Genomic DNA, 22247 nt, shown 5'->3' on the forward strand with positions numbered 1-22247 from the left:
GCCAACTCCCCTTGTGGTCACACCCGTCGCGTAGGCGCCGCCGCGGTCGGCGGTACGACGATCCCGCCGGCCTCGGTCCGCCAGGCGTCGGCGAGTTCGGCGGGGAAACGCCGGCCGCTGCGGGTGAGGACGACACCGGGGGCGAGTTCGACCTCGTCGCCGGGGCGGAACGACCGGTCGCTCTCCGGCGGCAGCGTCTCCCACGGTCCGGGCACGCCCCTGCGGCCGGCCCCGCGCATCCGTGTCCCGTACGTGCTGACGTCACGGACCAGGACCGTCCCGCCGCGCGCGGAGACCGCCACATGCCGGCGGCTGACCTGCGCGGCGACCTCCGGCGACAGCAGACTGTGCAGGGCGATGCCCGCCGGTCCCGGCAGCCGGCCGACGTATGCCTCGGAACCCTCGTCGAGGGTGTAACGGGCCACGCAGACGCGGTCGATGACGACCTTGAGCTGGGCGGCGGCAAGCCTCGGCCCCTCGTCGGTCAGCGGGATGCCGTGCAGTTCGCAGGTGGGGACGGAGCGCCGCATGCGGGGCAGCAGGACGCGGTCGCCCCGGTGGACGTCGTAGAGCGTGCAACGGGGTTCCGGGCAGCGCCAGTTGCGCATGATGACCTGGGTCAGCGGGGTGCGGGCCGGACCGAGCAGGCCCTGCTTCTTGAGGGCCGCGAGTTCCATGCGGTAGGAGATCTCGGCCTCCGTGCGCACGCCCATGTCCATGGGCACGAGGGCGACGGATCCGTCGGGGCGGGGTTCGGGTCTGAGGAACTGCCAGGTGTTCCCCTGGATCCACGGGTGTTCGACGCGATGGTCGACGTACTGGTCGCCGGTGACGACCCGGGTGCCGGTCATCCGCGCCAGATCCAGGATCCGCTCGTCGGCGTCGTCGACCTCCTCGACCAGCCCGTCGGCGACCCATCGGCGCAGCCTGCGGACCTCGGCCGGATCGCCGAACTCCCGGTGCCCGCCCAGCAGACTGGTGTCGGCGACCAGGTAGACGGAGACGTCCGGGTCCCCGGTCAGATCCGTCAACGCCCTCAGAACAAGCGCCAGTCGGTGCAGCGAGCGCGGTCCCCGGGGGCCGATGTCGGTCTGGCGTACGACGTTGGAGAGTTCCAGCAGATAGTCGGCGCCCTCCGCCGAAGGGGCCAGATGATGTTCCATGCGCACGCCTCACAGTCCGACGGAACCTGCCAACTGCCTTGATTCTCCTCGATCTTCGCCCATTTTCCTTGATCCCCTCGAATACTTCCGATGACCGGCTTGCGCCGGTACGATCACACGCCTGGCGAGGGGGGCTGTACATCTTGAACAGTGCTGAAAACGGTGGCCACTTGAGACCTCTGGGCCCCGACGACCCACGGGACGTGGCCGGTTACCGGCTGCTCGCCCGCATCGGCGAGGGCGGCATGGGTTCCGTCTACCTGTCGCGCACGCGCGGCAACCAGCCGGTCGCCCTCAAGGTGATCCGCCGGGAGTACGCCCAGGACGAGGAGTTCCGCCGCCGCTTCGAGCAGGAGGCGACCTCCGCCCGCCGGGTGCAGGGCTACCACATCGTCCCGGTCGTCGACCACGACACCACCGGGCCACAGCCCTGGCTCGCCACCGTCTACGTCCCCGGCCTCGCCCTGGACCGGGTCCTCACCCTGCACGGGACGCTCCCGCTGCCCACGGTGCTCCAGTTGACGGGCTGCGCGGCGGAGGCGCTGCACGCCGTGCACAAGGCCGGCGTGATCCACCGGGACATGAAGCCGAGCAACATCCTCATCGGCTCCGACGGCCCCTGGATCATCGACTTCGGCATCGCGCGGGCCGCCGACGCCACCCAGCTCACGCGCAGCGGCGGGCTGATCGGCACCCCGCAGTTCATGTCGCCGGAGCACGCGAACGGCCAGGAGCAGACCCCGGCCGCCGACGTCTTCTCCCTCGGCCTGATCGCCGCCGTGGCCGCGACCGGCCGCCATCCGTACGGCGACTCCGGGGCCATCACGCTGGCCACGAAGATCGCCAACACCGAGTTCCGCCCGCCGGACCTGACGTCGTATCCCGAACCGCTGCGCACGGTTCTCGAACGTACCCTGGCGGCCGACCCCGCCGCCCGGCCCTCCCCTTCCGAACTGGCCGCCCTGTGCGAGGAGTTGACCGAGCGGCCGTTGCGGGACTTCACCGGCTGGCTGCCGGAGGCCGTTGCGGACGACATCGCCCGACAGGAGCAACTCGCGGGCGAGCAGCGGGCGTTGGAGGGTGGAGGGGATCCCGCGGGTGCCTCTGGGGATGCCGGCGTGACCACGGGTCCGGGCGACTCCGCAGGCGCGGCGGGCGCGACGACCGTGCCGCCCGGCAGCGGGTCCCGCCCTGCCGTGCCGCCCAACTCCCCGTCGCCCGACGGGTATACGCCCACCCACACGCCGGGGTCCGCCCAGCCGACGCAGCACGCCCCGACGCGCCCGCCGCAGCCCGCCTCCGGCCCGGCGCCCTCGTTCCCGCCCGGGGCACCGCCCTCGGCCACGGCTCCGGCCCGCGGCCGGACGCCGCTGGCGGTCGGCGCCGCCGCGCTGGCCGTGGTGGTCGTAGCGGCGGCGGCCTGGGTCTTCACCCGTGACGACGACAAGGACACCGGCGCGAAGGGCGGCACCGGGCAGACCGCCTCGTCGGCGCCCACCGGCACCACCGCGTCACCCTCCACGAGTTCGACAGCCGGCGGCTACACCGTGGTCTTCAAGGACAAGCCGCTGACCCTGCGCGCCCAGTTCACGACGGGCCGCAGCTCGTACACCAACGTCGACCTGGACGCACCGCGGATCGACACCCACGCCTCCAGCTCGACGACCGGAGCCGAGTTGCAGTACGCGGAGTGGGGCACCGCCCACACGCTGAACCTCGTGACGACCACGGGGAAGAGCGCGGGCCCCACCCCGGAGCAGTGCGCCGAGGGCGCGGCGGCGAACGCGCTGCCCTCCCAACTCGCCGACGCCGACCAGGGCAAGGAACTGACCAAAGGCACACTGCTGTGCACCGTCACCGATGAGAAGAACCTGGCCATGCTCAAGATCACGGACGTCGTCGTCCAGAAGGACGCGTCCGGCTACACGGCACGCGACTACGTCACCGAGCTGACCCTCTGGAAGACGACCTGACCGTCGAGCCGGCGGACGGCCCCACAGTCGCTTCCGGCAGCGGCTCACCGGGCTCGCGGGCGGTCCATTCCGCTCGATTACCCTTCCGCCATGACCAGCAACGGAAGCCGCCCGCGCGATCACTCGGTGCAGTCCGTCGACCGGGCGGTGTCGATCCTCCAGGTGCTGGCCACGCGGGGGCCCAGCGGTGTGACCGAGATCGCCGAGGAGCTGGGTGTCCACAAGTCGACCGTGTTCCGGCTGCTGGCGACCCTGGAGTCACGGGGTCTGGTCGAGCAGGACACCGAGCGCGGGCGGTACCGCATCGGGTACACGATGGTCGAACTCGCGGCCGGAGCAAGCACCGTGAACGATCTCTCCCTGCTGAGCCGTCCCGTCTGCCAGGAACTGGCCGCGGCCGTCGGTGACACCGTGAACGTGGCGATCCACGACGGGCACGACGTGATCAGCATCGACCAGGCGATCGGCGCGGCGGCGATCACGAGCATCGACTGGGTCGGCAGGCGCACCCCGATGCACGCCACCGGGGCGGGCAAGCTCTTCATGGCGCACATGTCCCCCGGCCAGGTCGCGGAGATCCTCGCGCGCGGGGTCGAGAAGTACACCCCGCACACCCTCGTCGACCCGGCGCCCCTCGCGGCGGCGCTGGAGACGATCCGTGAGCGGGGCTACGCCACCACCAGCGAGGAGCACGAGATCGGGCTGGCCGTCATCGCCGCCCCGGTCCGCGCCCTGGACGGCAAGGTCATCGCGGCCGTGACCCTGTCGGGGCCGACCTTCCGCATCAACGAGGACACTGTTCCCGGTCTCGCGGAACAGGTGCTGGCGGCCGCCGCGAAGATCTCCTGGCGCCGCGGGTACGTGAAACGCGGCTGAGCGCTGAGCGCACGGCGAGTTAACACGGCGGGCTCTTGACGGGTGGGGATTTCCAGCTCCACCATTTGTCTCGTATCGCGGAGCTGTTTCGCATAGCGAAACCATCCGCTCGGAGCTTCCCTGAGGAGCTGCTGTGCCCTCACCCGCCGCTGTGCCCCCACGCGTCCTGGACCCCCTGCTCCAGCCCTTCCGGCTCAAGCACCTCACCCTGCGCAACCGTGTGGTCAGCACCTCCCACGAACCGGCGTTCGGCGAGGACGGTCTGCCCAAGGACCGCTACCGGGCCTACCACGTGGAGAAGGCGCGGGGCGGGGTCGGCCTCACGATGATCGGCGGCTCGGCGGTGGTCTCGCCCGACAGCCCGCCGGCGTTCGGCAACCTGCTCCTGTACCGCGACGACATCGTGCCGTGGCTGCGCCGCCTCGCCGACGAGGTGCACGAGGCCGGGGCCGCGGTGATGTGCCAGGTCACCCATCTGGGCCGCCGTACCAGCAACTTCACCGGCGACTGGCTCCCGGTGGTGTCCGCCTCGGCGCTGCGCGAACCCGCGCACCGCGCCTTCCCGAAGGCCGCCGAGTCCTGGGACCTGGACCGGATCGTCGCCGACTACGCTGCCGCGGCGGTCCGTTGCAGGGAGGGCGGCCTCGACGGCATCGAACTGGAGGCGTACGGCCACCTGTTGGACAGTTTCCTGTCCCCCGCGACCAACCACCGCGACGACGAGTGGGGCGGCGGCCTGGAGAAACGCATGGCGTTTCCGCGCCGGGTGATCCGTGCCGTGCGCGAAGCCGTCGGCCCGGACTTCGTCGTCGGCATCCGGATGTCGCTCGACGAGGCGCACCCCGGCGGCCTCCCCGGTCTCACCTTCGAGGAAGCGCTCACCGCCGCCGAGCGGTACACCGCCGACGGCATCGACTTCCTCAGCGTCATCCACGGCTCCATCGAGAGCGACGCGTCCCTGGCGAAGGCCATCCCGTCCATCGGCACCCCCCTCGGGCCGTACCTGGACTTCACCGGCGAGATAAAACGACGCCTCTCCGTCCCGGTGATGCACGCGGCCCGCATCGCCGACGTCGCCACCGCGCGGCACGCCCTGCGCGAAGGACTGCTCGACCTGGTCGGCATGACCCGCGCGCAGATCGCCGATCCGCACCTGGTCGCCAAGGTGACGGCCGGCCAGGAGGACCGCATCCGGCCCTGCGTCGGGGCGAGTTACTGCCTGGACGCGATCTACGACTCCGGTGACACCAAGTGCATCCACAACCCGGCCGTCGGCCGGGAACTTCACGTACCGCACCTCATCTCCCCCACAATCGGCCAACGCCGGAAGGCAGTTGTCGTCGGCGGGGGCCCGGCCGGCCTGGAAGCGGCGCGCGTGCTCGGCGAACGCGGCCACGACGTCGTCCTGTTCGAGGCGGGCGACCGGCCCGGCGGGCAGATCAGGCTCGCCGCGTCGAACCCGCGCCGGGCCGACCTGATCCAGATCGTCGACTGGCGCCTCGCCGAGTGCAAACACCTCGGCGTCGACCTGCGCCTGGGCACGTACGCCGAGGCGGCCGACGTCCTCGCCGAACACCCCGATCTCGTGATCGTCGCCACCGGAGGCCTGCCCGACCGCAGCTTCCTCACCGCCGGCGAAGACCTGGTCTCCGACACCTGGGACGTGATGACGGGCTCGCTGCGCCGGCCGAGGGGCGAGATCCTGGTCTACGACGACCACGGCGGCTACCCGGCGATGGACGCCGTGGAGGTCCTCACGGCGTCGCCCGGCGTCCGGATCGAGTACGTCACCCCGGAGCGCACCCTCGCCCCCGACGTCGGCAGCATGAACTCCCCTGCCTACCTACGGGCGTTCGCGAAGCACGACGTCACCACCACGCTCGCCCGGCGGCTGCGCTCCGTACGCCGGACCGGCGACGGACGGCTCACGGCGACCCTCTACAGCGAGTACACCGAGACCGGGACCGAGCGGACCGTGGACCACGTGATCGTGGAGCACGGGACCCTGCCGAACGACGAGCTGTACGTCGAACTCCTCCCCGGCTCGACCAACCTCGGCGAGGTCGACCACCGCGCCCTGCTGGCGTACGAGCGGCAGTCGGTGGTCCGCAACGAGGCGGGCCGCTACCAGCTGTTCCGCATCGGCGACGCAGTGGCCGCCCGTACCGTCCACGCCGCGGTCTACGACGGGCTGCGGCTGTGTCTGCCGGTCTGAACTCCCTTGCTCCCACGCCGACTTACGAGCCCTGTCGGAGAGACGAGATGAACCCAGTGACAGCCGCTGCCGAGGTGTGCTCCCCCGCCGACCTCATCGCCCGACGCCCCGTCGGACAGAGCCTCGAAGCCCCGTTCTACGTGAGCGAGGAGTTCTTCGACCTCGACATCGAGGCCGTCTTCGCCCGGCACTGGCTGTTCGTCGCCGCCGAGGCGGAGCTTCCCGAGCCCGGCGACTACGTGACGGTCGACATCGGGTCGTACTCGGTCATCGTCGTGCGTGACGACGACGAGGACGTACGGGCCTTCCACAACGTCTGCCGCCATCGCGGCGCGCGCGTCCTCAACGAGGAGCGCGGCTCGGTGGGCAACATCGTCTGCGGGTACCACCGGTGGACGTACGGCGTGGACGGCAGGCTGCTGCACGCCGAGTCCCAGGCGCCCGGCTTCGACCCGTCGTGCTTCGGGCTGCGCACCGTGCACGCGCGCACGGTGGCCGGGCTGGTCTTCATCTGCCTCGCCCAGGAGCCGCCGGAGGACTTCGACGAGGTCGCCGCCCGCATCGAGCCGTACCTCGCCCCGCACAACCTGGCCAGGGCGAAGGTCGCCACGCAGATCGACCTGGTCGAGAACGGCAACTGGAAGCTGACCATGGAGAACAACCGGGAGTGCTACCACTGCGTGGGCCACCCCGAACTCCAGGCCTGCTACTTCCCCATCTACGGCTACCAGGAGAAGGACATCCCGCCCGCGCTGCGCCCCGCCTACGAGCGCTTCCTGCTGGCCGACGCCGAGGCCCGGAAGACCTACGACTCGCTGGGCCTGCCCTACGCCGAGATCGAGGAACTGGACACCCGCCCCACCGGTTTCCGCATCCAGCGCGAGCCCCTCGACCTGGCCGGGGAGTCCTACACCCCGGACGGCACGGCCGCGTGCAAACGGCTGCTGGCGGACTTCCCCACAGCACGCCTGGGCCGACTGTCCATGCACCTCCAGCCCAACTCCTGGTTCCATTTCATGGCCGACCACGCGATCACGTTCTCCACGATCCCGCTCGGCCCTGACCGCACCCTCGTCCGCACCACCTGGCTCGTGCACGCCGACGCCGTGGAGGGGATCGACTACGACCTCGACACGATGACGAAGGTGTGGAAGGCGACGAACGACCAGGACGCGGTGCTGGTGGCCCGCGCCCACCGGGGCATCGGCAGCCCCGCCTACCTGCCGGGCCCGTACGGCCCGACGGAGGAGCAGGTCGAGGCGTTCGTCAACTGGTACGTGACCCGGCTCGCGGCCCACCTGTCACACCCGGAGCGGCAGCGATGACCGAGACCGAGGAGCTGCTGGTGTGCCGTCAGGTGCACCCGCTCACGCACGACGTCACCACGTTCGTCTTCGAGTACGCCGAGCCCCGGCTGTTCCGGCACGACCCGGGCCAGTTCCTGACGCTGACCCTCGACATCGACGGCCGACCGGTCCAGCGCTGCTACACCATCTCCTCGTCGCCCACCCGCCCCTTCCTGCTCTCGATCACGGTGAAGCGCATCCCGGGCGGACTCGTGTCGAACTGGCTGCACGACCACCTCCGGCCCGGCGACACCGTGCGGGCGCACGGACCGCTCGGCGAGTTCAGCACGGCCCGGCATCCGGCGCCCAAGTACCTGTTCGTGTCCGGGGGTGTCGGAGTGACGCCGTCGATGTCGATGACCAGGACGCTGTACGACCTGGCCGACCCCGCCGACGTGGTGTTCGTGCACAGCGCGCGCACCCCGGCGGACATCGTCTTCCGCCACGAACTCGACCTCATCGCCGCGACCGCGCCCAACATCCGGGTGGTCCACATCTGCGAGGAGGACCGCCCGTACGCCCCCTGGGGCGGCTACCGCGGCCGGCTGACGATCGAGACACTCCGGCAGGTCGCACCCGACTTCCACGAACGGGAGGTCTTCACCTGCGGTCCCGCCCCCTACATGACCGCCGTACGGCACATGCTGGCGGACGCGGGCCTCGACATGGACCGCTACCACGAGGAGAGCTTCACCTTCGAGACACCGCCTCCGCAGGACGACACCTCGCGGGTCGCCGCCGCAGGTGCCGGTTTCAAGGTCGAGTTCACCCGCAGCGGACGCACCCTCGACTGCGACGCCGACACCTCGCTCCTCGCCGCCGCGTCCCGCGCCGGTCTCAGCCTGCCGGCCTCGTGCGCCCAGGGCATGTGCGGCACGTGCAAGGCGACCCTGCTCTCCGGCTCCGTCGACATGCAGCACAACGGGGGCATCCGGCCACGCGAGATCACCCAGAACAAGATCCTGCTCTGCTGCTCGAAGCCGCTGGAGGACGTCGTGATCGACGCGTGAGGAGGGTCGCCGGGTGGACGGGCCCCGACCGTCGCGTCAGCGCACCTGCCGCCCGAACGCCTCGTACGCCGCCTCGTCGAAGAGCACGAACGTGACCTCCTCGACCGACGTCTCCGCCACCCGCACCGTCTCTACGGCGATCCGCGCCGCGTCGTCCATCGGCCAGCCGAAGATCCCGGCCGAGACGGCGGGGAACGCGACCGTACGGGCTCCGAGTTCGTCGGCGACGCGCAGGGACTCGCGGTAGCAGGAGGTCAGCAGTTCCGAGCGGTCCTCCTCGCGGGAGTAGACCGGCCCCACGGTGTGGATGACCCACCGCGCGTCCAGTTCGCCCGCCGTCGTCGCGACGGCTTTGCCCGTGGCGAGGCCCTTGCCGTAGTGCGAGGCGCGCAGCTTTCGGCAGTCCGCCAGGATCGCCGGGCCGCCCCGGCGGTGGATCGCGCCGTCGACTCCTCCGCCGCCCAGGAGGGAGGAGTTGGCGGCGTTGACGATCGCGTCGGCACTCTGGCGGGTGATGTCGCCCCGGACGAGGGTGATGGTGGTCATGACTGCCTCAGTCTGCGCCATACGGCCTTCGCCGCGTTGTGCCCTGACATGCCGTGCACTCCGGGACCGGGCGGGGTGGCCGAGGAGCAGATGAAGACAGCCGGGTGCGGGGTGCTGTACGGCGAGAGGGAGAGTTTGGGGCGCAGCAGGATCTGGAGTCCGGAGACCGCGCCGGTGCCGATGTCGCCGCCCACGTAGTTGGCGTTGCGGGCGGCGAGTTCGGGTGGGCCCGCGGTCGCCCGGGCGAGGACGCAGTCGCGAAAGCCCGGGGCAAAGCGCTCCAGTTGGCGTTCCAGGGCGTCCGTGAGGTCGCCGGTCCAGCCGCTGGGGACATGGCCGTAGGCCCAGAAGACCTGTTTGCCGGCCGGGGCCCTGGTGGGGTCGACGATGCTGGGCTGCACGGTGATCATGAACGGCCGCTCGGGGGCGCGGTTCTCGCGGGACGCGGCGCGCAGGGCGGTGCCGATCTCCGTGCTGTCGGCGCCGATCTGCACGGTGCCGGCGGTGCGCGCCTCCTTGGCGGTCCAGGGCACCGGTCCGTCCAGGGCGTAGTCGACCTTGAACACGCCCGCGCCGTAACGGTAGTTCGCGTAGTAGTTCCCGAAGCCCGCGATCTTCGCCAGGGCGGTGGGCGAGGTGTCGAAGACGTAGGCGCGGGCCGGGGGGAGGTCGTCGAGGCGCTTGACCTCGTAGTCGGTGTGGATCTCGCCGCCGAGGTCCTTCAGGTAGGCGGCCAGGGCGTCCGAGATGGACTGGGAGCCGCCGCGGGCCACCGGCCAGCCACGCGCGTGTGCCGCCAGGGCGAAGACCAGGCCGATCGCGCCGGTGGCGAAGCCGCTGAGCGGGGCCATGACATGGCCGACCAGTCCGGCGAACAGGGTCTTGGCGCGCTCGTCCTGGAAGCGGTTGGTCAGCCAGGTCGACGGGGGCAGGCCGGCCAGGCCGAAGCGGGCGAGGGTGACCGGGTCGCGCGGGAGCGCGGTGCGCGGCAGGGACATGAAGTCGCGGACCAGCGTGTCCCACTTGGGGAGGAAGGGCTCGACCAGCCTGCGGTACGCCCCCGCGTCGCGCGGCCCGAAGGAGGCGGCCGTCTCCGCGACCGACCGCGACAGCACGGCCGCGCTGCCGTCGGTGAACGGGTGCGCCATGGGCAGCTCGGCGTGCAGCCACTCCAGGCCGTAGCGCTCCAGGGGCAGGGCGCGGAACGCCGGGGAATTGATGCCGAGCGGGTGTGCCGCCGAGCAGGGGTCGTGCCGGAAGCCGGGGAGGGTGAGCTCCTCGGTGCGGGCGCCTCCGCCCACGGTGTCCCGTGCCTCGAACACGGCCACGGAGAATCCGCGCCGGGCCAGCTCCACGGCAGCCGTCAGTCCGTTCGGCCCCGCACCCACCACGACCGCATCGAGCATCGACGGCACCTTCGGACCCCTTCGTCAGCCGATGGCAAACTCGGGGTCAGGATATGCCGCGGGACTGACAACCCCGGGGCCAGCCCGTCCAGTGTGCGGAACCCGTGACCCTACGACGCCCTCAGCAGCTCCCTCACACGGCGGGCCGTCGCCGCGTCCCGGGCCGCCGTGAACGGCAGCGCGTTGCCTCCCGTGATGCGGAACGGCTCTCCGGTGAGCGTGAGATGGGCGCCGCCCGCCTCCTCGACGAGGAGCAGGCCCGCCGCGTGGTCCCAGGCGGCCTCCCAGGAGAAGGCCGTGGCGTCCAACTCGCCCCGGGCGACGGCGAGATACTCGAGGCCGGCCGAGCCGCACGGGCGCGTGTGCACACCGTCCGTCCACAGGCCGAGCAGGGCGCGCTTCTGGGCGTCCGTCGTGTAGTCCGGGTGGGAGGTGGCCACTTCCAGGTCCCGGGCGGGGTCCGGGGAGCCGGAGCGCAGCCGTACACCGTCGAGGAAGGCGCCGCCGCCCTTCACGGCCGTGGCGATCTGGTCGCGGGCGGGCGCGTACGTCCAGGAGGCGAGCAGCTCCCCGTGGCGGGCGAGCGCGACCAGGGTGCAGAAGCCGGTCTCGCCGCGAACGAACTGCCGGGTCCCGTCGACCGGGTCGACGATCCAGACCGGGGCGTCGCCCTGTATCGCCTCGTACGTCTCCGGGTCGGCGTGCACCGCTTCCTCGCCGACCACGACGGAGCCGGGCAGGAGGGAGCCGAGCACCTTCGTCAGGTACCGCTCGGCGTTGCGGTCGGCGTCCGTGACCAGGTCGTGCGGGCCGCTCTTCTGGTCGATCTCGTGCGCCGCGAGCTGTCGGAAGCGGGGCATGATCTCGGTGGCCGCCGCCTTGCGGACGGCTTCTTCGACGTCGGCCGTGTGCTGTACGAGAAACTCGTCGATGGTTTCGGTGTCTTCGATCATGCCTCCATGAGAGCACGCGTCACTGACAATCCCCACCCGCCCGGTGCACTCCGGGTGGAATCACCATGAACACCCGGGTTCTGGATCACCGCCCCACGGCGTACCCCTGCATGCCCCGGGGATTCGCCGCCGCCGACAGAATCCCGGCCGCCGGGTCCCGGGCGACCGCGCACAGTCGCCCTTCCGACCAGGCGTCGCCGACGGTCACGTCGTGTCCGCGTCGACGGAGTTCCTCCACCACCGCCTCGCCCATGCGGGCCTCGACGGTGACGCTTCCGGGCCGCATGCCGCGCGGGTAGAAGGAGCCGGGGAAGCTGTCGTTGTGCCAGTTCGGGGCGTCGATCGCGCCCTGGAGGTCGAGACCGCCGCGTGCCTTCGCGCGCGTGGCGACCGCCAGGAAGAAGTGCAGCTGCCACTGGTCCTGCTGGTCCCCGCCGGGCGTGCCGAACGCCAGGACCGGCACTCCGTCGCGCAGGGCGATCGACGGGGTGAGCGTGGTGCGCGGACGGCGCCCCGGGGCAAGGGAGTTGGGCAGGCCGGGCTCCAGCCGGGCCATCTGGAGCCGGGTGCCCAGAGGGAAGCCCAGCTCGGGCACCACCGGGTTGGACTGCAACCAGCCGCCACTGGGCGTGGCCGCGATCATGTTGCCCCAGCGGTCGACGACGTCGAGATGGCAGGTGTCGCCACGGGTACCGCCGTCGGCGGCGACCCGCGCCACGGTCGGCTCCCCCGCGCCCATCGGGTCGAAGCCAGAGTCCTCGGACGCCACCACGCGCGCGTGCCCGCACAGCCGCGGCGCCCGCCCTCCGGGGCTGCCGGGCCGCAGCTCGTACGACGCCTTCCCGTCGATCAACTCCCGCCGCGCCGCGTTGTACTCCGCCGACAGCAACTCGCCCAGCGGTACGGCGTCCGGGCCCGCGTCCCCGTACCAGGCCTCCCGGTCGGCCATCGCGAGCTTGCAGCCCTCGATGAGCAGATGGACGTAGTCGGCGGACCCGTAGACCGGCAACTCGGGCGGGAGCAGGGCGAGTTGCTGGAGGAAGACCGGGCCCTGGCTCCAGGGTCCTGCCTTGCACAGGGTCCAGCCGTTCCAGTCGTACGTCGCCGGTGCTTCGTAGGACGCGGACCAGGAGGCCAGGTCGGCGGACGTGAGCGTGCCGGTGTGGCGCTCCCCGCTGGTGTCCATGGTGGGCCGTCCGGCCTGCCGTACGAGGGCCTCGGCGATGAACCCGGACCGCCACACCTCCCGCGCCGCCTCGATCTGGGCCTCCCGGTCCCCCGCCCCGGCGACCTCGGCGAGGAGCCGCTTCCAGGTGGCGGCGAGGGCGGGGTTGCGGAACAGCTCGCCGGGCCGGGGCGCCTTCCCGCCGGGCAGGTACACGTCGGCCGACGTGGTCCACTCCGTCTCGAACAGCTCCCGTACGGCCTCCACGGTCGCCCCGACGTTCTCCACGCACGCGTGGCCGTCCTCGGCGTACCCGATGGCGTACTTCAGGACGTCGGCCAGGGACATCGTGCCGTGGTCGCGGAGGAGTAGCAGCCAGGCGTCGAAGGCGCCGGGGACGGCCGCCGCGAGGGGTCCCGTACCGGGTACGAGATCCAGACCGAGTCCCCTGTAGTGCTCGATCGTCGCGCCTGCGGGTGCGACGCCCTGTCCGCACAGCACCCGCACCTCCCCGCCCGCCGGGGCGAGGAGGATGGGCACCTCGCCGGCGGGTCCGTTCAGGTGCGGTTCCACGACGTGCAGGACGAACGCCCCGGCGACGGCGGCGTCGTACGCGTTGCCGCCGTCCTCCAGGACGGCCATCGCCGACTGCGAGGCCAGCCAGTGGGTGGAGGACACCATTCCGAAGGTGCCCTGGAGCGTGGGGCGGGTGGTGAACACAGGGGAACTCCTCACTGCGCGACGGGCGGCCTGATGATCGTACGCAGCGAGGTGCGCGCGGCTAGGTCCGGCGCCTGCCCGCGGTGAGCAGATGGCCGCTGGTGCCGAGCAGCGTGGGCTCGGACTCGATACGGCGGGTGGCCGCCAGGACGGCCTCGCGGCGGTCCGGGTCGTCCAGCCAGTCCTCGATGCCGCCCATCAGCCAGGCGGCGCCTTCGAGGCCGTACTGGCCCTCGACGGTGAGTGCCGCGTCCGTGAACTCCTCGGGGGCTTCGTGCGGTTGGGCGAAGTAGGCGGTCGTGAAGAGGCCGCCGTCCGGGGAGTGGCGTCCCTCCTCCGTCTCGCGGTCGACCCGCGCGCGGTGCGGGGCGATGAAGTACAGCTCGTGCTTGAGCAGGTCGTGCAGTCCCGCGAAGCGGTTGATCGTCGCCGCGACCACCAGGCCGCCCGGCCGCACCACCCGGCACGCCTCGGTCAACGCCCGTACGCGGTCCGCCCGTTCGGGCAGGTGGTACAGCGGCCCGAGCAGCAACACCGCGTCGTACAAGGCGTCTTCGGCGGGCAGCGCCCTGGCGTCCCCGGTGCGGGCGTCGACCCCCGGCAGCCGGCCCGCCTGTTCCACGTGCAGCGGTACGGGGTCCACGAGTTGGACCTCGTACCCGTCGCGCGCAAGCCACTCGGCGTGGATGCCGCTGCCCCCGCCGACGTCCAGCACCCGCGCGGGAGCCGTCGGCAGCAGGCGCCGCAGCACGTCCTGGGTCCGCCAGAACTCCAGCCGGTCGGAGCCCTGTCTGAGGCGGCCGTCCTCCTCGCCCTGGGCGTAGTAGGCGAGGATCTCCTCGCGGACACGGACGGCGGGGTCTTGCGCGCGTGTGGTCTCGGTCATCGCCCCAGGTTGCGATCCGGCGCGTCCGGCTCGCAACGGAATTCCGGCGCGCGTGCCGACACCAGCCCCGACTCGTAGGCGAACACGACGAGTTGGGCCCGGTCCCGCGCTCCGAGTTTGGTCATCGCCCGGCTGACGTGGGTCTTCGCCGTGAACGGGCTGATGACCATGTGGGCGGCGATCTCCTCGTTGGTGAGGCCGCGCGCGGCCAGGGCGGTGACCTCGCGTTCGCGGCGGGTGAGGTGCTCCAGGCCGGAGGGGGTGGAACGGTCCGGGGGCCGGGAGACGAACTCGCCGATGAGGGTACGGGTGATGGCCGGGGAGAGGAGGGCCTCGCCGCCGGCGACGATCTCGATCGCCTGGAGCAGGTCCGCCGGGTCGGTGTCCTTGAGGAGGAAGCCGCTGGCGCCCGCGCGCAGCGCCTCGAAGACATACTCGTCCAGGCCGTAATTGGTGAGGATGACGACCCGGACCGCGGCGAGGGACGGGTCGGCGGCGATGCGGCGGGTGGCCTCGATGCCCGTCATCACCGGCATCTGTACGTCGATCAGCGCGATGTCGGGGAGCTGCGCGCGGACGAGGGCCACGCCCTGTTCGCCGTTGGCCGCCTCGCCGACGACCTCGATGCCCTCTTCCGCGTCCAGGAGGGCGCGGAAGCCCGCGCGCATCAGCGCCTGGTCGTCGACGACCGCGACCCGGATCATCCCGTCTCCCCCAGCGGCAGTTCGGCCCGTACCGAGAAGCCGCCCTCCGCGCGCGGGGCGGTGTGCAGCGTGCCGCCGAGGGCCGCGACGCGTTCGTGCATGCCGGTGAGGCCGATGCCCGGCTTTGGCGGACAGTCGGGGTCGGCCGCTCCGTCGTCCTCCACCCGTATCGTCAAGTCGTCGCCTCCGTAGTCCAGTTGGACGCTGACCTTCGCGGGGCCCGCGTGCCGGGCCGCGTTGGTGAGGGCCTCCTGCACGATGCGGTACACCGCGCGGTCGACGGTTGCCGCCAACGGGCGCTCCTCGCCGGTCACCGCGAGTTCGACGGCGAGGCCCGCCGCGCAGGCCCGCTCGACGAGGAGCGCGGGGGTGCCGGTGGGCTCCTCGGTGGTACGCAGGATCTCCAGGGTGGCCCGCAGTTCGCGCATCGCCTCGCCGCCCGCCTCCTGGATGGCGAGCAGCGCGGGCGGCACCTCCTCGCCGCGCTTGCGGGCGAGATGGACGGCAACTCCCGCCTGGAGCTTGACGATCGAGATGCTGTGGGTGAGGGAGTCGTGCAACTCCCGCGCTATGCGTAGGCGTTCCTCGCCCGCTCGGCGCAACGCGACCTCCTCGCGGGTGCGTTCGGCCTCCAGGGCGCGCTGTTCCGTCTGGCGCAGATACGCCTGCCAGTTGCGGTCAGCGAGGCCGGTGACGACCGCGCACAGGAACCAGCCGGCGATGAGCGCGGTCCGCTCCAGCACCTGCTGGGTCGTCGGCCCCGTCGCGAAGTACGCCACCAGGAACAGCCCGCCCGCCCCGGCCGCCCAACCCCGGTGTCCCACGCGGGCCGCCGTGTGCATGGCGACGAGGACGGGCAGACCGGCGACCGGCCCCGGATGGGCGTGCAGGACGTAGGCAGCCTCCGCCACCGTGGCCACGGCGAGGACCGCCCTCGGAGCCGTCTGGTAGAACGCCAGGGCCACCGAGGCGAGGGCGGCGAGCACGAAGTCGACGGCGGTCGTGTCCGCGTCGAAGGCGGCGACGGCCACGACGAGGGCGCCGATCACGACCGCGAGGGACGCGTCGGCGAGCCGCCTGCGTGGGGTCACATCGACCGGATACCCGCTCATGCCCGAACACTAGGCCGCCGCGCCGACACCGTCGTCAGCCCTGTGGACAACTCCCGCACTACTCCCCACGCAGTACTCCGCGAAGCCCCGGACCTCCCCGTCGTAGTCCCAACTGCCTTCGCCCGTACGACGACCCGGACCACCCCGGCCGCGCACGCTGCTGCCATGCCCATACCCTTCCGTCACACCCGGCCCCCGGCGCCGAAGTCCGCCACGGGCCGCACCTCCGAGGTCTTCGAGCAGATCGCCGTCGACTTCGGGATCGAACGGCCCCCGACCTTCGTGGTCCTGTCCTCCGCACCCGAACTCCTCTCCCCCGCCTGGGCGTTGATGCGGGAGTCACTGATCGCGGGCGCCGGCAGCCGTACCGGGAAGGAGCTGGCCGCCCTCGGTGTCTCGCTCGCCAACAAGTGCCCGTTCTGCGCGGACGCGCACACCGTCCTCCTGCACGCCACCGGCGACCACGCCCTCGCCGAGCACCTGGCCCGGGGCGGCACACCGGAGAACGTGGAGCACGCACGCGTGCTCGACTGGGGGCGCCGGACGCGTGTCCCGGGTGCGACCCTCACGCCGTACCCGTTCCCGCGCGAGCAGGCGCCCGCCTACCTGGGCACCGCCCTCGCCTTCCACTTCATCAACCGCGTCGTGTCGGCCCTGCTGACCGAACAGCTCCTCCCGGGCAACGCCCAGCGCTTCCGGGCCGTACGGAGCCTCGCGGGCCGCTCCGTCGCCCGCACCGTGCGCCGGACCGCCGTACCGGGAGCGGCGCTCCCCCTGCTCGACGCGCCGGGACCCGGCCCGGACTGGGCGGCCGGAACGGCGGTGGGTCCGGCCTACGACGCCCTGCGCACGGCCGCGCTCGCGGGCGCCGACCTGCTCGACGCGGACGACCGGACGCTCGTACGGGAGACGCTCTGGGCCTGGGACGGGTCGCATCCGCCGGTCGTCCTGCGCGGCTTCCCGAACCGGCGGGAGCGGCCCGCCGCGCGCCTGGCGGTGCTGGCCGCGCTCGCGCCGTACCGGATCACGGAGGAGGATGTCGACGCCTGGCGCGAGCCCCGGCACACCGACGGGAGTCTGGTGCGGCTGATCGCGCACGGGGCGTTCGCGGCCGTCGAACGGATCGAGACGACGATGCGCGTACCCGTCACCCACCCCTGAGGCGCACACGAAGGACAGCCGCGGGAACCGACATTTGGGGACACACAGCCCGCCGACAGTGAGGCACTGTCACCGCACAGGCACGGAGCGAGTTCATACTTCCGCCTCACAGGCAGTCATGTGACACTGGCCGTCCCCGTCCGCAGTGCGGACCCGCTCCGCACCCTTCCCCCACGAGAAGTGCGACTTGCGTTCTCTTCCTCTGCCGCTCGCTCTCACCGCGCGTCTGTCACCGGTCGTCGTGCTCGCCACGATGGGCTGGGCCCTGACGTCCGGACCGTTCGCCGCGACGACGACCGCCGATCACAAGTCGACGCCCGAGTCCGCCGCCTCGTCCGGTACCTCGGCTCCGTCGACGGCGCCCGTGGCCAAGGCGTACTCCACGTCCCCCGCTCCGTGCGGAAGTGTGGCGGTGGCGACGATCAAGTCGCTGGTGCCGGGCGCGAAGACGGCCGGCAAGGAGATCCCGTCGACGGACACGAAGGTCCGCCGCACCTGCTCGTGGAACGCGCTCAAGGGGTACGACTACCGCTGGCTCGACGTGTCGTACGAGATCACGGAATCGGACGCGGCGGCGAAGAAGTCGTACACCGAGACCACCACGGAGAAGAGCGGCGGCGGGGCCGTTCCCGGGCTCGGCGACTCCGCCTACTCCATCGTGAACCTCACCACGGAGGACAAGCAGCAGACGCGTGAGGGCACGGTCGTCGTCCGCGCGGGCAACGCGCTGGTGACCATCACGTACAACGGCAGCGACTTCGAGAACAAGAAGGCGCCGAGTACGGACGTCATCAACAAGGGTGCGATCAAGGCCGCCAAGGAGGCGGTGACCGCGCTGGAGGGCGGCAAGGCCAGCTAGCCTCGACCGCCCCCCAGGTGCGGAGCTTCTACGCCTCGACGGTCTCCGGTGCCGTTTCCGACACCGGTTCCGTCTGCTTTCCGGTGAGCAGCGTCAGTACTACGTAGAGCAGCATCGACGTGCCCAGGCCCACGGCCCAGCCGTAGTCGGCGAGCGAGGACAGGGCCGGGATGGGCCGGCCGTCGATCAGCGGGTGGAAGTCGGCGCCGCCGACGGCGAGTACGCCACCCACCACGAAGGCGACGACGGCCCGCCAGTTCCAGCCGCCGTCGTACCAGTAGCGGCCGCCCGCGCGGTACAGGTCGGTCAGGTCGAGCTTGCCGCGGCGCAGGATCCAGTAGTCGGCGATGAGGATGCCGGCGACCGTGCCGAGCAGACCGCCGACCAGACCGAGCCAGGTGAAGATGTAGCCCTGCGGGTCGGAGTACAGCTTCCAGGGGAAGATCAGCACGCCGAGGACGCTGGTCAGGAGGGCGCCGGTGCGGAAACTGATCTTCCTGGGCGCGATGTTGGAGAAGTCGAAGGCGGGCGAGACCAGGTTGGCCGCGATGTTCACGGACAGGGTCGCCACCAGTACGGTCACCAACGCGTAGAGCAGGCCTACGACGTTGTCCGTCTTCGCCGCGAGCTGCACCGGGTCCCAGATCGCCGTGCCGTAGACGGCCTGCGAACCGGAGGTGACCAGCACCGACAGGAACGCGAACAGGGTCATGGTGGTCGGCAGACCGAGAGCCTGGCCCCACGTCTGGGCCTTCTGGCTCTTGCCGTAGCGGGTGAAGTCCGGGATGTTCAGCGACAGCGTGGACCAGAAGCCGATCATGCCCATGAGCGAGGGCCAGAACAGCTTCCAGAAGCTGCCGCCCCAACCGAGCTTGGACGGCTGGTCGAAGAGCGGGCCGAAGCCGCCGGCCTTGCTGCTCATCCACCACAGCATCACGAACGCGCCGACGAGCACGAAGGGCGCCGCCCAGTTCTCGAAGCGGCGGATCGTCTCCATACCCCGGTAGATGATGGCCACTTGGAGCACCCAGAACAGCGCGAACGACAGCCACATCGTCCAGGCGTACCCGCCGATGTGCGAGGCGTCGGCCCAACTGTCCCCGATCAGCTTGCCGGCGAGGAAGAAGATCGCCTCACCGCCGATCCAGGTCTGGATGCCGAACCAGCCACAGGCCACCAACGCCCGTACCACGGCAGGGAGGTTGGCGCCGCGCACGCCGAACGAGGCACGCGCGAAGACCGGGAAGGGGATGCCGTACTTCGGTCCCGCGTGCCCGGTGAGCAACATCGGCACGAGCACGATCAGGTTGGCCAGGGCGATGGTGAACACCGCCTGCTTCCAGTCCATGCCGACGGCGATGAGCCCGGAAGCCAGGGTCCAGGAGGCCGTGTTGTGGGCCATGCCGACCCACAGCGCGGAGAAGTTGTACGTGGTCCAGGTGCGCTTCTCGACGGGGACCGGCAGCAGGTCGTCGTTGGCGTACGGCCCGGCGGGCAGCGAAGACCCCGGGGCGAGCTCCACCCGCCCGTCGGCGAGGGTGACTTGAGCGGTCGGCTCTATAGCCGTGGGAGCGGTGTCGGTCATGGGCAGGCCAATCAAAACGAGGGGCGGATCCGGAAAGGCCGTGCGGGGGCTCCGGTCCCCCTCCCCAGGACGGTGGGGAGGGGGAGAACTGGAGTGGGGGGACGGGGAGTTGAGCGGTCGTGCGGGGGTGCGTCAGGCGTTGACGGCCGGGATCACCTTCGACCCGTAGGCGTCGATCGTGGCCTCCTGCGCGTCGTGCATGTCGTAGACGGCGAACTGGTCGACGCCCAACTCGCGCAGGGCGCTGAGCTTCTCGATCTGCTTCTCGGCCGATCCGATGATGCAGAACCGGTCGACGATCTCGTCGGGCACGAAGGCCGTGTCGGGGTTGTCGGAGCGACCGTGATGCGAATAGTCGTACCCCTCACGGGCCTTGATGTAGTCCGTGAGTTCCTCGGGTACGGCGGCGGAGTGCTCGCCGTACTTGGAGACGAGGTCGGCGACGTGGTTGCCGACCATGCCGCCGAACCAGCGGCACTGGTCGCGCGCGTGGGCGAGCGCCTCGGGCGAGTCGTCCTCGGTGACGTAGGCCGGGGCGGCGACGCAGATCTTGACCTCGGACGGGTCGCGTCCGGCGGCGACGGCCGCGTCCTTGACCGCCTTCACCATGTACTCGGTGAGATAGAGGTCCGAGAGCTGGAGGATGAAGCCGTCGGCCTCCTCGCCGGTCATCTTCAGCGCCTTGGGGCCGTACGCGGCCATCCAGACCGGGAGTTGGGCGTCCTCCTTGGCCCAGGGGAACTTGATGACCGTGCCGCCGAGGTCCGCCTCCTGGCCGGAGCCGAGCGCCCTGATGACCTTCATGGCCTCGCTGATCCGGGCCAGCGTGTTCGGGGCGCGGCCCGCGACGCGCATCGCGGAGTCGCCGCGGCCGATGCCGCAGACCGTGCGGTTGCCGAACATGTCGTTCAGGGTGGCGAAGGTGGAGGCGGTGACCTCCCAGGTGCGGGTGCCCGGGTTGGTGACCATCGGGCCGACCGTCAACTTCGTGGTGTTGGCCAGGATCTGACTGTAGATCACGAACGGCTCCTGCCACAGCACGGCGGAGTCGAAGGTCCAGCCGTAGGTGAAGCCGTTGCGCTCGGCGCGCTTCATCAGGCTGATGACCCGCGAGGCCGGCGGGTCGGTTTGGAGTACGAGTCCGAAGTCCATTGGCGCCGCTCCTAGTTGAGGTACTGACTGGTGGCACGCGGGGTGTAGACGCCGTGGCCCGCGTGCCCGGTGTACTCCCGCTCGGTGATGACGAGTTCGCCGCGCGAGAGGACGGTCTCGACGCGGCCGGTGAGGCGCTTGCCCTCGTACGCGGAGTAGTCGACGTTCATGTGGTGCGTCTCGGCGGAGACGGTCTGCTCGGCGTGCGGGTCGTAGATGACGACGTCGGCGTCGACGCCCGGGGCGATGGTGCCCTTCTTCGGGTAGAGGCCGAACATCCGCGCCGGGGAGGCGCAGGCGATCTCGATCCAGCGGCGGCGGCTGATGTGGCCGTCGACGACGCCCTGGTGGAGCAGGTCCATGCGGTTCTCGACGCCCGGCATGCCGTTGGGGATCTTCGAGAAGTCGCCCCGGCCGAGCTCCTTCTGGCCCACGAAGCAGAAGGGGCAGTGGTCGGTGGAGACCACCTGGAGGTCGTTGGTGCGCAGGCCCTGCCACAGCTTGGCCTGGTGGTCCTTGGGCCGAAGGGGCGTGCTGCACACGTACTTCGCGCCCTCGAAGTCGGGCTCGGCGAGGTTGTCCGTCGACAGGAACAGGTACTGCGGACAGGTCTCGCCGAAGACGGGGAGGCCCTCGTCGCGCGCCTTGGCCAGCTCGGCGACGGCCTCCATCGCGGAGACGTGCACGACGTAGAGCGGCGCTCCGGCGACCTGCGCGAGCTTGATGGCGCGATGGGTGGCCTCGGCTTCGAGGAGGGCCTTGCGGACCTCGCCGTGGTAGCGGGGGTCTGTCTCGCCGCGGGCCAGCGCCTGCTCGACGAGGACGTCGATCGCGATGCCGTTCTCGGCGTGCATCATGATCAACCCGCCGTTGTCGGCGGCGCGTTGCATGGCGCGGAGGATCTGGCCGTCGTCGCTGTAGAAGACGCCCGGGTAGGCCATGAACTGCTTGAAGGAGGTGACACCCTCCTGCACCAGCAGGTCCATCTCCTTGAGGGTGTTTTCGTTGACATCGGAGACGATCATGTGGAAGCCGTAGTCGATGGCGCAGTTGCCCTCGGCCTTGGCGTGCCAGGCGTCGAGGCCCTCGCGGAGGGCTCCGCCGACGCTCTGGATGGCGAAGTCGACGATGGTCGTCGTACCGCCCCAGGCGGCGGCCCGGGTGCCGGTCTCGAAGGTGTCGGCCGCCTTCGTTCCGCCGAACGGCATCTCCATGTGGGTGTGGGCGTCCACACCGCCCGGGATGACGTACTTCCCGGTGGCGTCGATGACCTTCTCGGCGGTCCAGCCGTCGGCGACGGTTGTGCCGGAGGTTGCCAGGGCGGCGATTCGGCCGTCCTCGATCAGGACGTCGGCGTGGAGTTCGTCGGACGCGGTGATTACTAGGCCGCCGCGGATGACGGTACGGGTGCTCAT

The 22247-nt window shown here is 71.1% G+C and carries 18 protein-coding genes; 7 read left to right on the plus strand and 11 right to left on the minus strand.

Features of this window, described 5'->3' with window-relative positions:
- Window positions 1–17: 17 nt before the first annotated feature.
- A complete protein-coding gene (locus tag ACNFOC_RS06430) occupies window positions 18–1163 on the minus strand; it encodes an FHA domain-containing protein (RefSeq protein WP_416957508.1) in 1146 nt (381 codons plus the stop codon).
- Window positions 1164–1408: 245 nt separating this feature from the next.
- On the opposite strand from ACNFOC_RS06430, the gene ACNFOC_RS06435 reads away from it, so the two are divergent.
- From ACNFOC_RS06435 to ACNFOC_RS06455, 5 genes are all read left to right on the plus strand, one after another.
- Window positions 1409–3136: a serine/threonine-protein kinase gene (locus ACNFOC_RS06435; RefSeq protein WP_416957576.1), complete on the plus strand. Its 1728-nt coding sequence runs from the start codon at window positions 1409–1411 to the stop codon at window positions 3134–3136.
- A gap of 90 nt (window positions 3137–3226) precedes the next feature.
- Window positions 3227–4012 (plus strand): IclR family transcriptional regulator, encoded by a 786-nt coding sequence (locus tag ACNFOC_RS06440; RefSeq protein ID WP_416957510.1) that lies wholly within the window; start codon window positions 3227–3229, stop codon window positions 4010–4012.
- Between the two features lie 133 nt (window positions 4013–4145).
- A complete protein-coding gene (locus tag ACNFOC_RS06445; protein ID WP_416957512.1) occupies window positions 4146–6227 on the plus strand; it encodes an oxidoreductase in 2082 nt (693 codons plus the stop codon).
- A gap of 47 nt (window positions 6228–6274) precedes the next feature.
- Window positions 6275–7552 (plus strand): aromatic ring-hydroxylating oxygenase subunit alpha, encoded by a 1278-nt coding sequence (locus ACNFOC_RS06450; RefSeq protein WP_416957514.1) that lies wholly within the window; start codon window positions 6275–6277, stop codon window positions 7550–7552.
- A complete protein-coding gene (locus ACNFOC_RS06455; protein WP_416957516.1) occupies window positions 7549–8583 on the plus strand; it encodes an FAD-binding oxidoreductase in 1035 nt (344 codons plus the stop codon). Before ACNFOC_RS06450 ends, ACNFOC_RS06455 begins: the two co-directional genes overlap by 4 nt.
- Before the next feature lie 36 nt (window positions 8584–8619).
- Here ACNFOC_RS06455 and ACNFOC_RS06460 read toward each other — a convergent pair whose 3' ends face one another.
- The 7 genes from ACNFOC_RS06460 to ACNFOC_RS06490 all read right to left on the minus strand — a co-directional run bounded on the left by ACNFOC_RS06460 (window position 8620) and on the right by ACNFOC_RS06490 (window position 16075).
- On the minus strand, window positions 8620–9129 hold the full coding sequence (locus ACNFOC_RS06460) for an O-acetyl-ADP-ribose deacetylase (RefSeq protein ID WP_416957518.1): 510 nt from the start codon (window positions 9127–9129) through the stop codon (window positions 8620–8622).
- Window positions 9126–10535, minus strand: coding sequence for a phytoene desaturase family protein (locus tag ACNFOC_RS06465; RefSeq protein WP_416957520.1), 1410 nt, complete (start codon window positions 10533–10535; stop codon window positions 9126–9128). Before ACNFOC_RS06465 ends, ACNFOC_RS06460 begins: the two co-directional genes overlap by 4 nt.
- A gap of 110 nt (window positions 10536–10645) precedes the next feature.
- Window positions 10646–11488: an inositol monophosphatase family protein gene (locus tag ACNFOC_RS06470; protein ID WP_416957523.1), complete on the minus strand. Its 843-nt coding sequence runs from the start codon at window positions 11486–11488 to the stop codon at window positions 10646–10648.
- Between the two features lie 85 nt (window positions 11489–11573).
- Window positions 11574–13373: a gamma-glutamyltransferase family protein gene (locus ACNFOC_RS06475; protein ID WP_416957525.1), complete on the minus strand. Its 1800-nt coding sequence runs from the start codon at window positions 13371–13373 to the stop codon at window positions 11574–11576.
- A gap of 61 nt (window positions 13374–13434) precedes the next feature.
- Window positions 13435–14259 (minus strand): class I SAM-dependent methyltransferase, encoded by an 825-nt coding sequence (locus tag ACNFOC_RS06480; RefSeq protein WP_416957527.1) that lies wholly within the window; start codon window positions 14257–14259, stop codon window positions 13435–13437.
- Window positions 14256–14963, minus strand: coding sequence for a response regulator (locus ACNFOC_RS06485; RefSeq protein ID WP_416957529.1), 708 nt, complete (start codon window positions 14961–14963; stop codon window positions 14256–14258). The genes ACNFOC_RS06480 and ACNFOC_RS06485 overlap by 4 nt, the downstream gene beginning before the upstream one ends.
- Window positions 14960–16075, minus strand: coding sequence for a sensor histidine kinase (locus ACNFOC_RS06490; RefSeq protein ID WP_416957531.1), 1116 nt, complete (start codon window positions 16073–16075; stop codon window positions 14960–14962). Before ACNFOC_RS06490 ends, ACNFOC_RS06485 begins: the two co-directional genes overlap by 4 nt.
- Before the next feature lie 165 nt (window positions 16076–16240).
- Between ACNFOC_RS06490 and ACNFOC_RS06495 the strand changes: the two genes are divergently transcribed.
- Together ACNFOC_RS06495 and ACNFOC_RS06500 are read left to right on the plus strand one after the other, a co-directional pair.
- On the plus strand, window positions 16241–17236 hold the full coding sequence (locus ACNFOC_RS06495; protein ID WP_416957533.1) for a carboxymuconolactone decarboxylase family protein: 996 nt from the start codon (window positions 16241–16243) through the stop codon (window positions 17234–17236).
- 187 nt (window positions 17237–17423) lie between these two features.
- Window positions 17424–18095: a hypothetical protein gene (locus tag ACNFOC_RS06500; protein WP_416957535.1), complete on the plus strand. Its 672-nt coding sequence runs from the start codon at window positions 17424–17426 to the stop codon at window positions 18093–18095.
- A gap of 28 nt (window positions 18096–18123) precedes the next feature.
- Here the strand turns inward: ACNFOC_RS06500 and ACNFOC_RS06505 are convergent, their stop codons facing one another.
- From ACNFOC_RS06505 to hydA, 3 genes are all read right to left on the minus strand, one after another.
- On the minus strand, window positions 18124–19680 hold the full coding sequence (locus ACNFOC_RS06505) for an NCS1 family nucleobase:cation symporter-1 (protein WP_416957537.1): 1557 nt from the start codon (window positions 19678–19680) through the stop codon (window positions 18124–18126).
- A 132-nt stretch (window positions 19681–19812) separates the two neighbouring features.
- Window positions 19813–20832, minus strand: coding sequence for a TIGR03842 family LLM class F420-dependent oxidoreductase (locus ACNFOC_RS06510; protein WP_416957539.1), 1020 nt, complete (start codon window positions 20830–20832; stop codon window positions 19813–19815).
- Window positions 20833–20843: 11 nt separating this feature from the next.
- Window positions 20844–22247, minus strand: coding sequence for a dihydropyrimidinase (hydA, locus tag ACNFOC_RS06515; RefSeq protein ID WP_416957541.1), 1404 nt, complete (start codon window positions 22245–22247; stop codon window positions 20844–20846).

It is taken from the genome of Streptomyces colwelliae (assembly GCF_048158785.1).
Taxonomy (GTDB): Bacteria; Actinomycetota; Actinomycetes; order Streptomycetales; family Streptomycetaceae; genus Streptomyces.

What these genes read in the sequence shown, in the direction of transcription:
- ACNFOC_RS06505 (WP_416957537.1), bottom strand. Translation starts at nt 19,680, where the DNA reads ATGACCGACACCGCTCCCACGGCTATAGAGCCGACCGCTCAAGTCACC.
- ACNFOC_RS06435 (WP_416957576.1), top strand. Translation starts at nt 1,409, where the DNA reads ATGGGTTCCGTCTACCTGTCGCGCACGCGCGGCAACCAGCCGGTCGCC.
- ACNFOC_RS06450 (WP_416957514.1), top strand. Translation starts at nt 6,275, where the DNA reads ATGAACCCAGTGACAGCCGCTGCCGAGGTGTGCTCCCCCGCCGACCTC.
- ACNFOC_RS06485 (WP_416957529.1), bottom strand. Translation starts at nt 14,963, where the DNA reads ATGATCCGGGTCGCGGTCGTCGACGACCAGGCGCTGATGCGCGCGGGC.
- ACNFOC_RS06460 (WP_416957518.1), bottom strand. Translation starts at nt 9,129, where the DNA reads ATGACCACCATCACCCTCGTCCGGGGCGACATCACCCGCCAGAGTGCC.
- ACNFOC_RS06470 (WP_416957523.1), bottom strand. Translation starts at nt 11,488, where the DNA reads ATGATCGAAGACACCGAAACCATCGACGAGTTTCTCGTACAGCACACG.
- ACNFOC_RS06430 (WP_416957508.1), bottom strand. Translation starts at nt 1,163, where the DNA reads ATGGAACATCATCTGGCCCCTTCGGCGGAGGGCGCCGACTATCTGCTG.
- ACNFOC_RS06465 (WP_416957520.1), bottom strand. Translation starts at nt 10,535, where the DNA reads ATGCTCGATGCGGTCGTGGTGGGTGCGGGGCCGAACGGACTGACGGCT.
- ACNFOC_RS06440 (WP_416957510.1), top strand. Translation starts at nt 3,227, where the DNA reads ATGACCAGCAACGGAAGCCGCCCGCGCGATCACTCGGTGCAGTCCGTC.
- hydA (WP_416957541.1), bottom strand. Translation starts at nt 22,247, where the DNA reads ATGAGCACCCGTACCGTCATCCGCGGCGGCCTAGTAATCACCGCGTCC.
- ACNFOC_RS06510 (WP_416957539.1), bottom strand. Translation starts at nt 20,832, where the DNA reads ATGGACTTCGGACTCGTACTCCAAACCGACCCGCCGGCCTCGCGGGTC.
- ACNFOC_RS06480 (WP_416957527.1), bottom strand. Translation starts at nt 14,259, where the DNA reads ATGACCGAGACCACACGCGCGCAAGACCCCGCCGTCCGTGTCCGCGAG.
- ACNFOC_RS06490 (WP_416957531.1), bottom strand. Translation starts at nt 16,075, where the DNA reads ATGAGCGGGTATCCGGTCGATGTGACCCCACGCAGGCGGCTCGCCGAC.
- ACNFOC_RS06455 (WP_416957516.1), top strand. Translation starts at nt 7,549, where the DNA reads ATGACCGAGACCGAGGAGCTGCTGGTGTGCCGTCAGGTGCACCCGCTC.
- ACNFOC_RS06495 (WP_416957533.1), top strand. Translation starts at nt 16,241, where the DNA reads ATGCCCATACCCTTCCGTCACACCCGGCCCCCGGCGCCGAAGTCCGCC.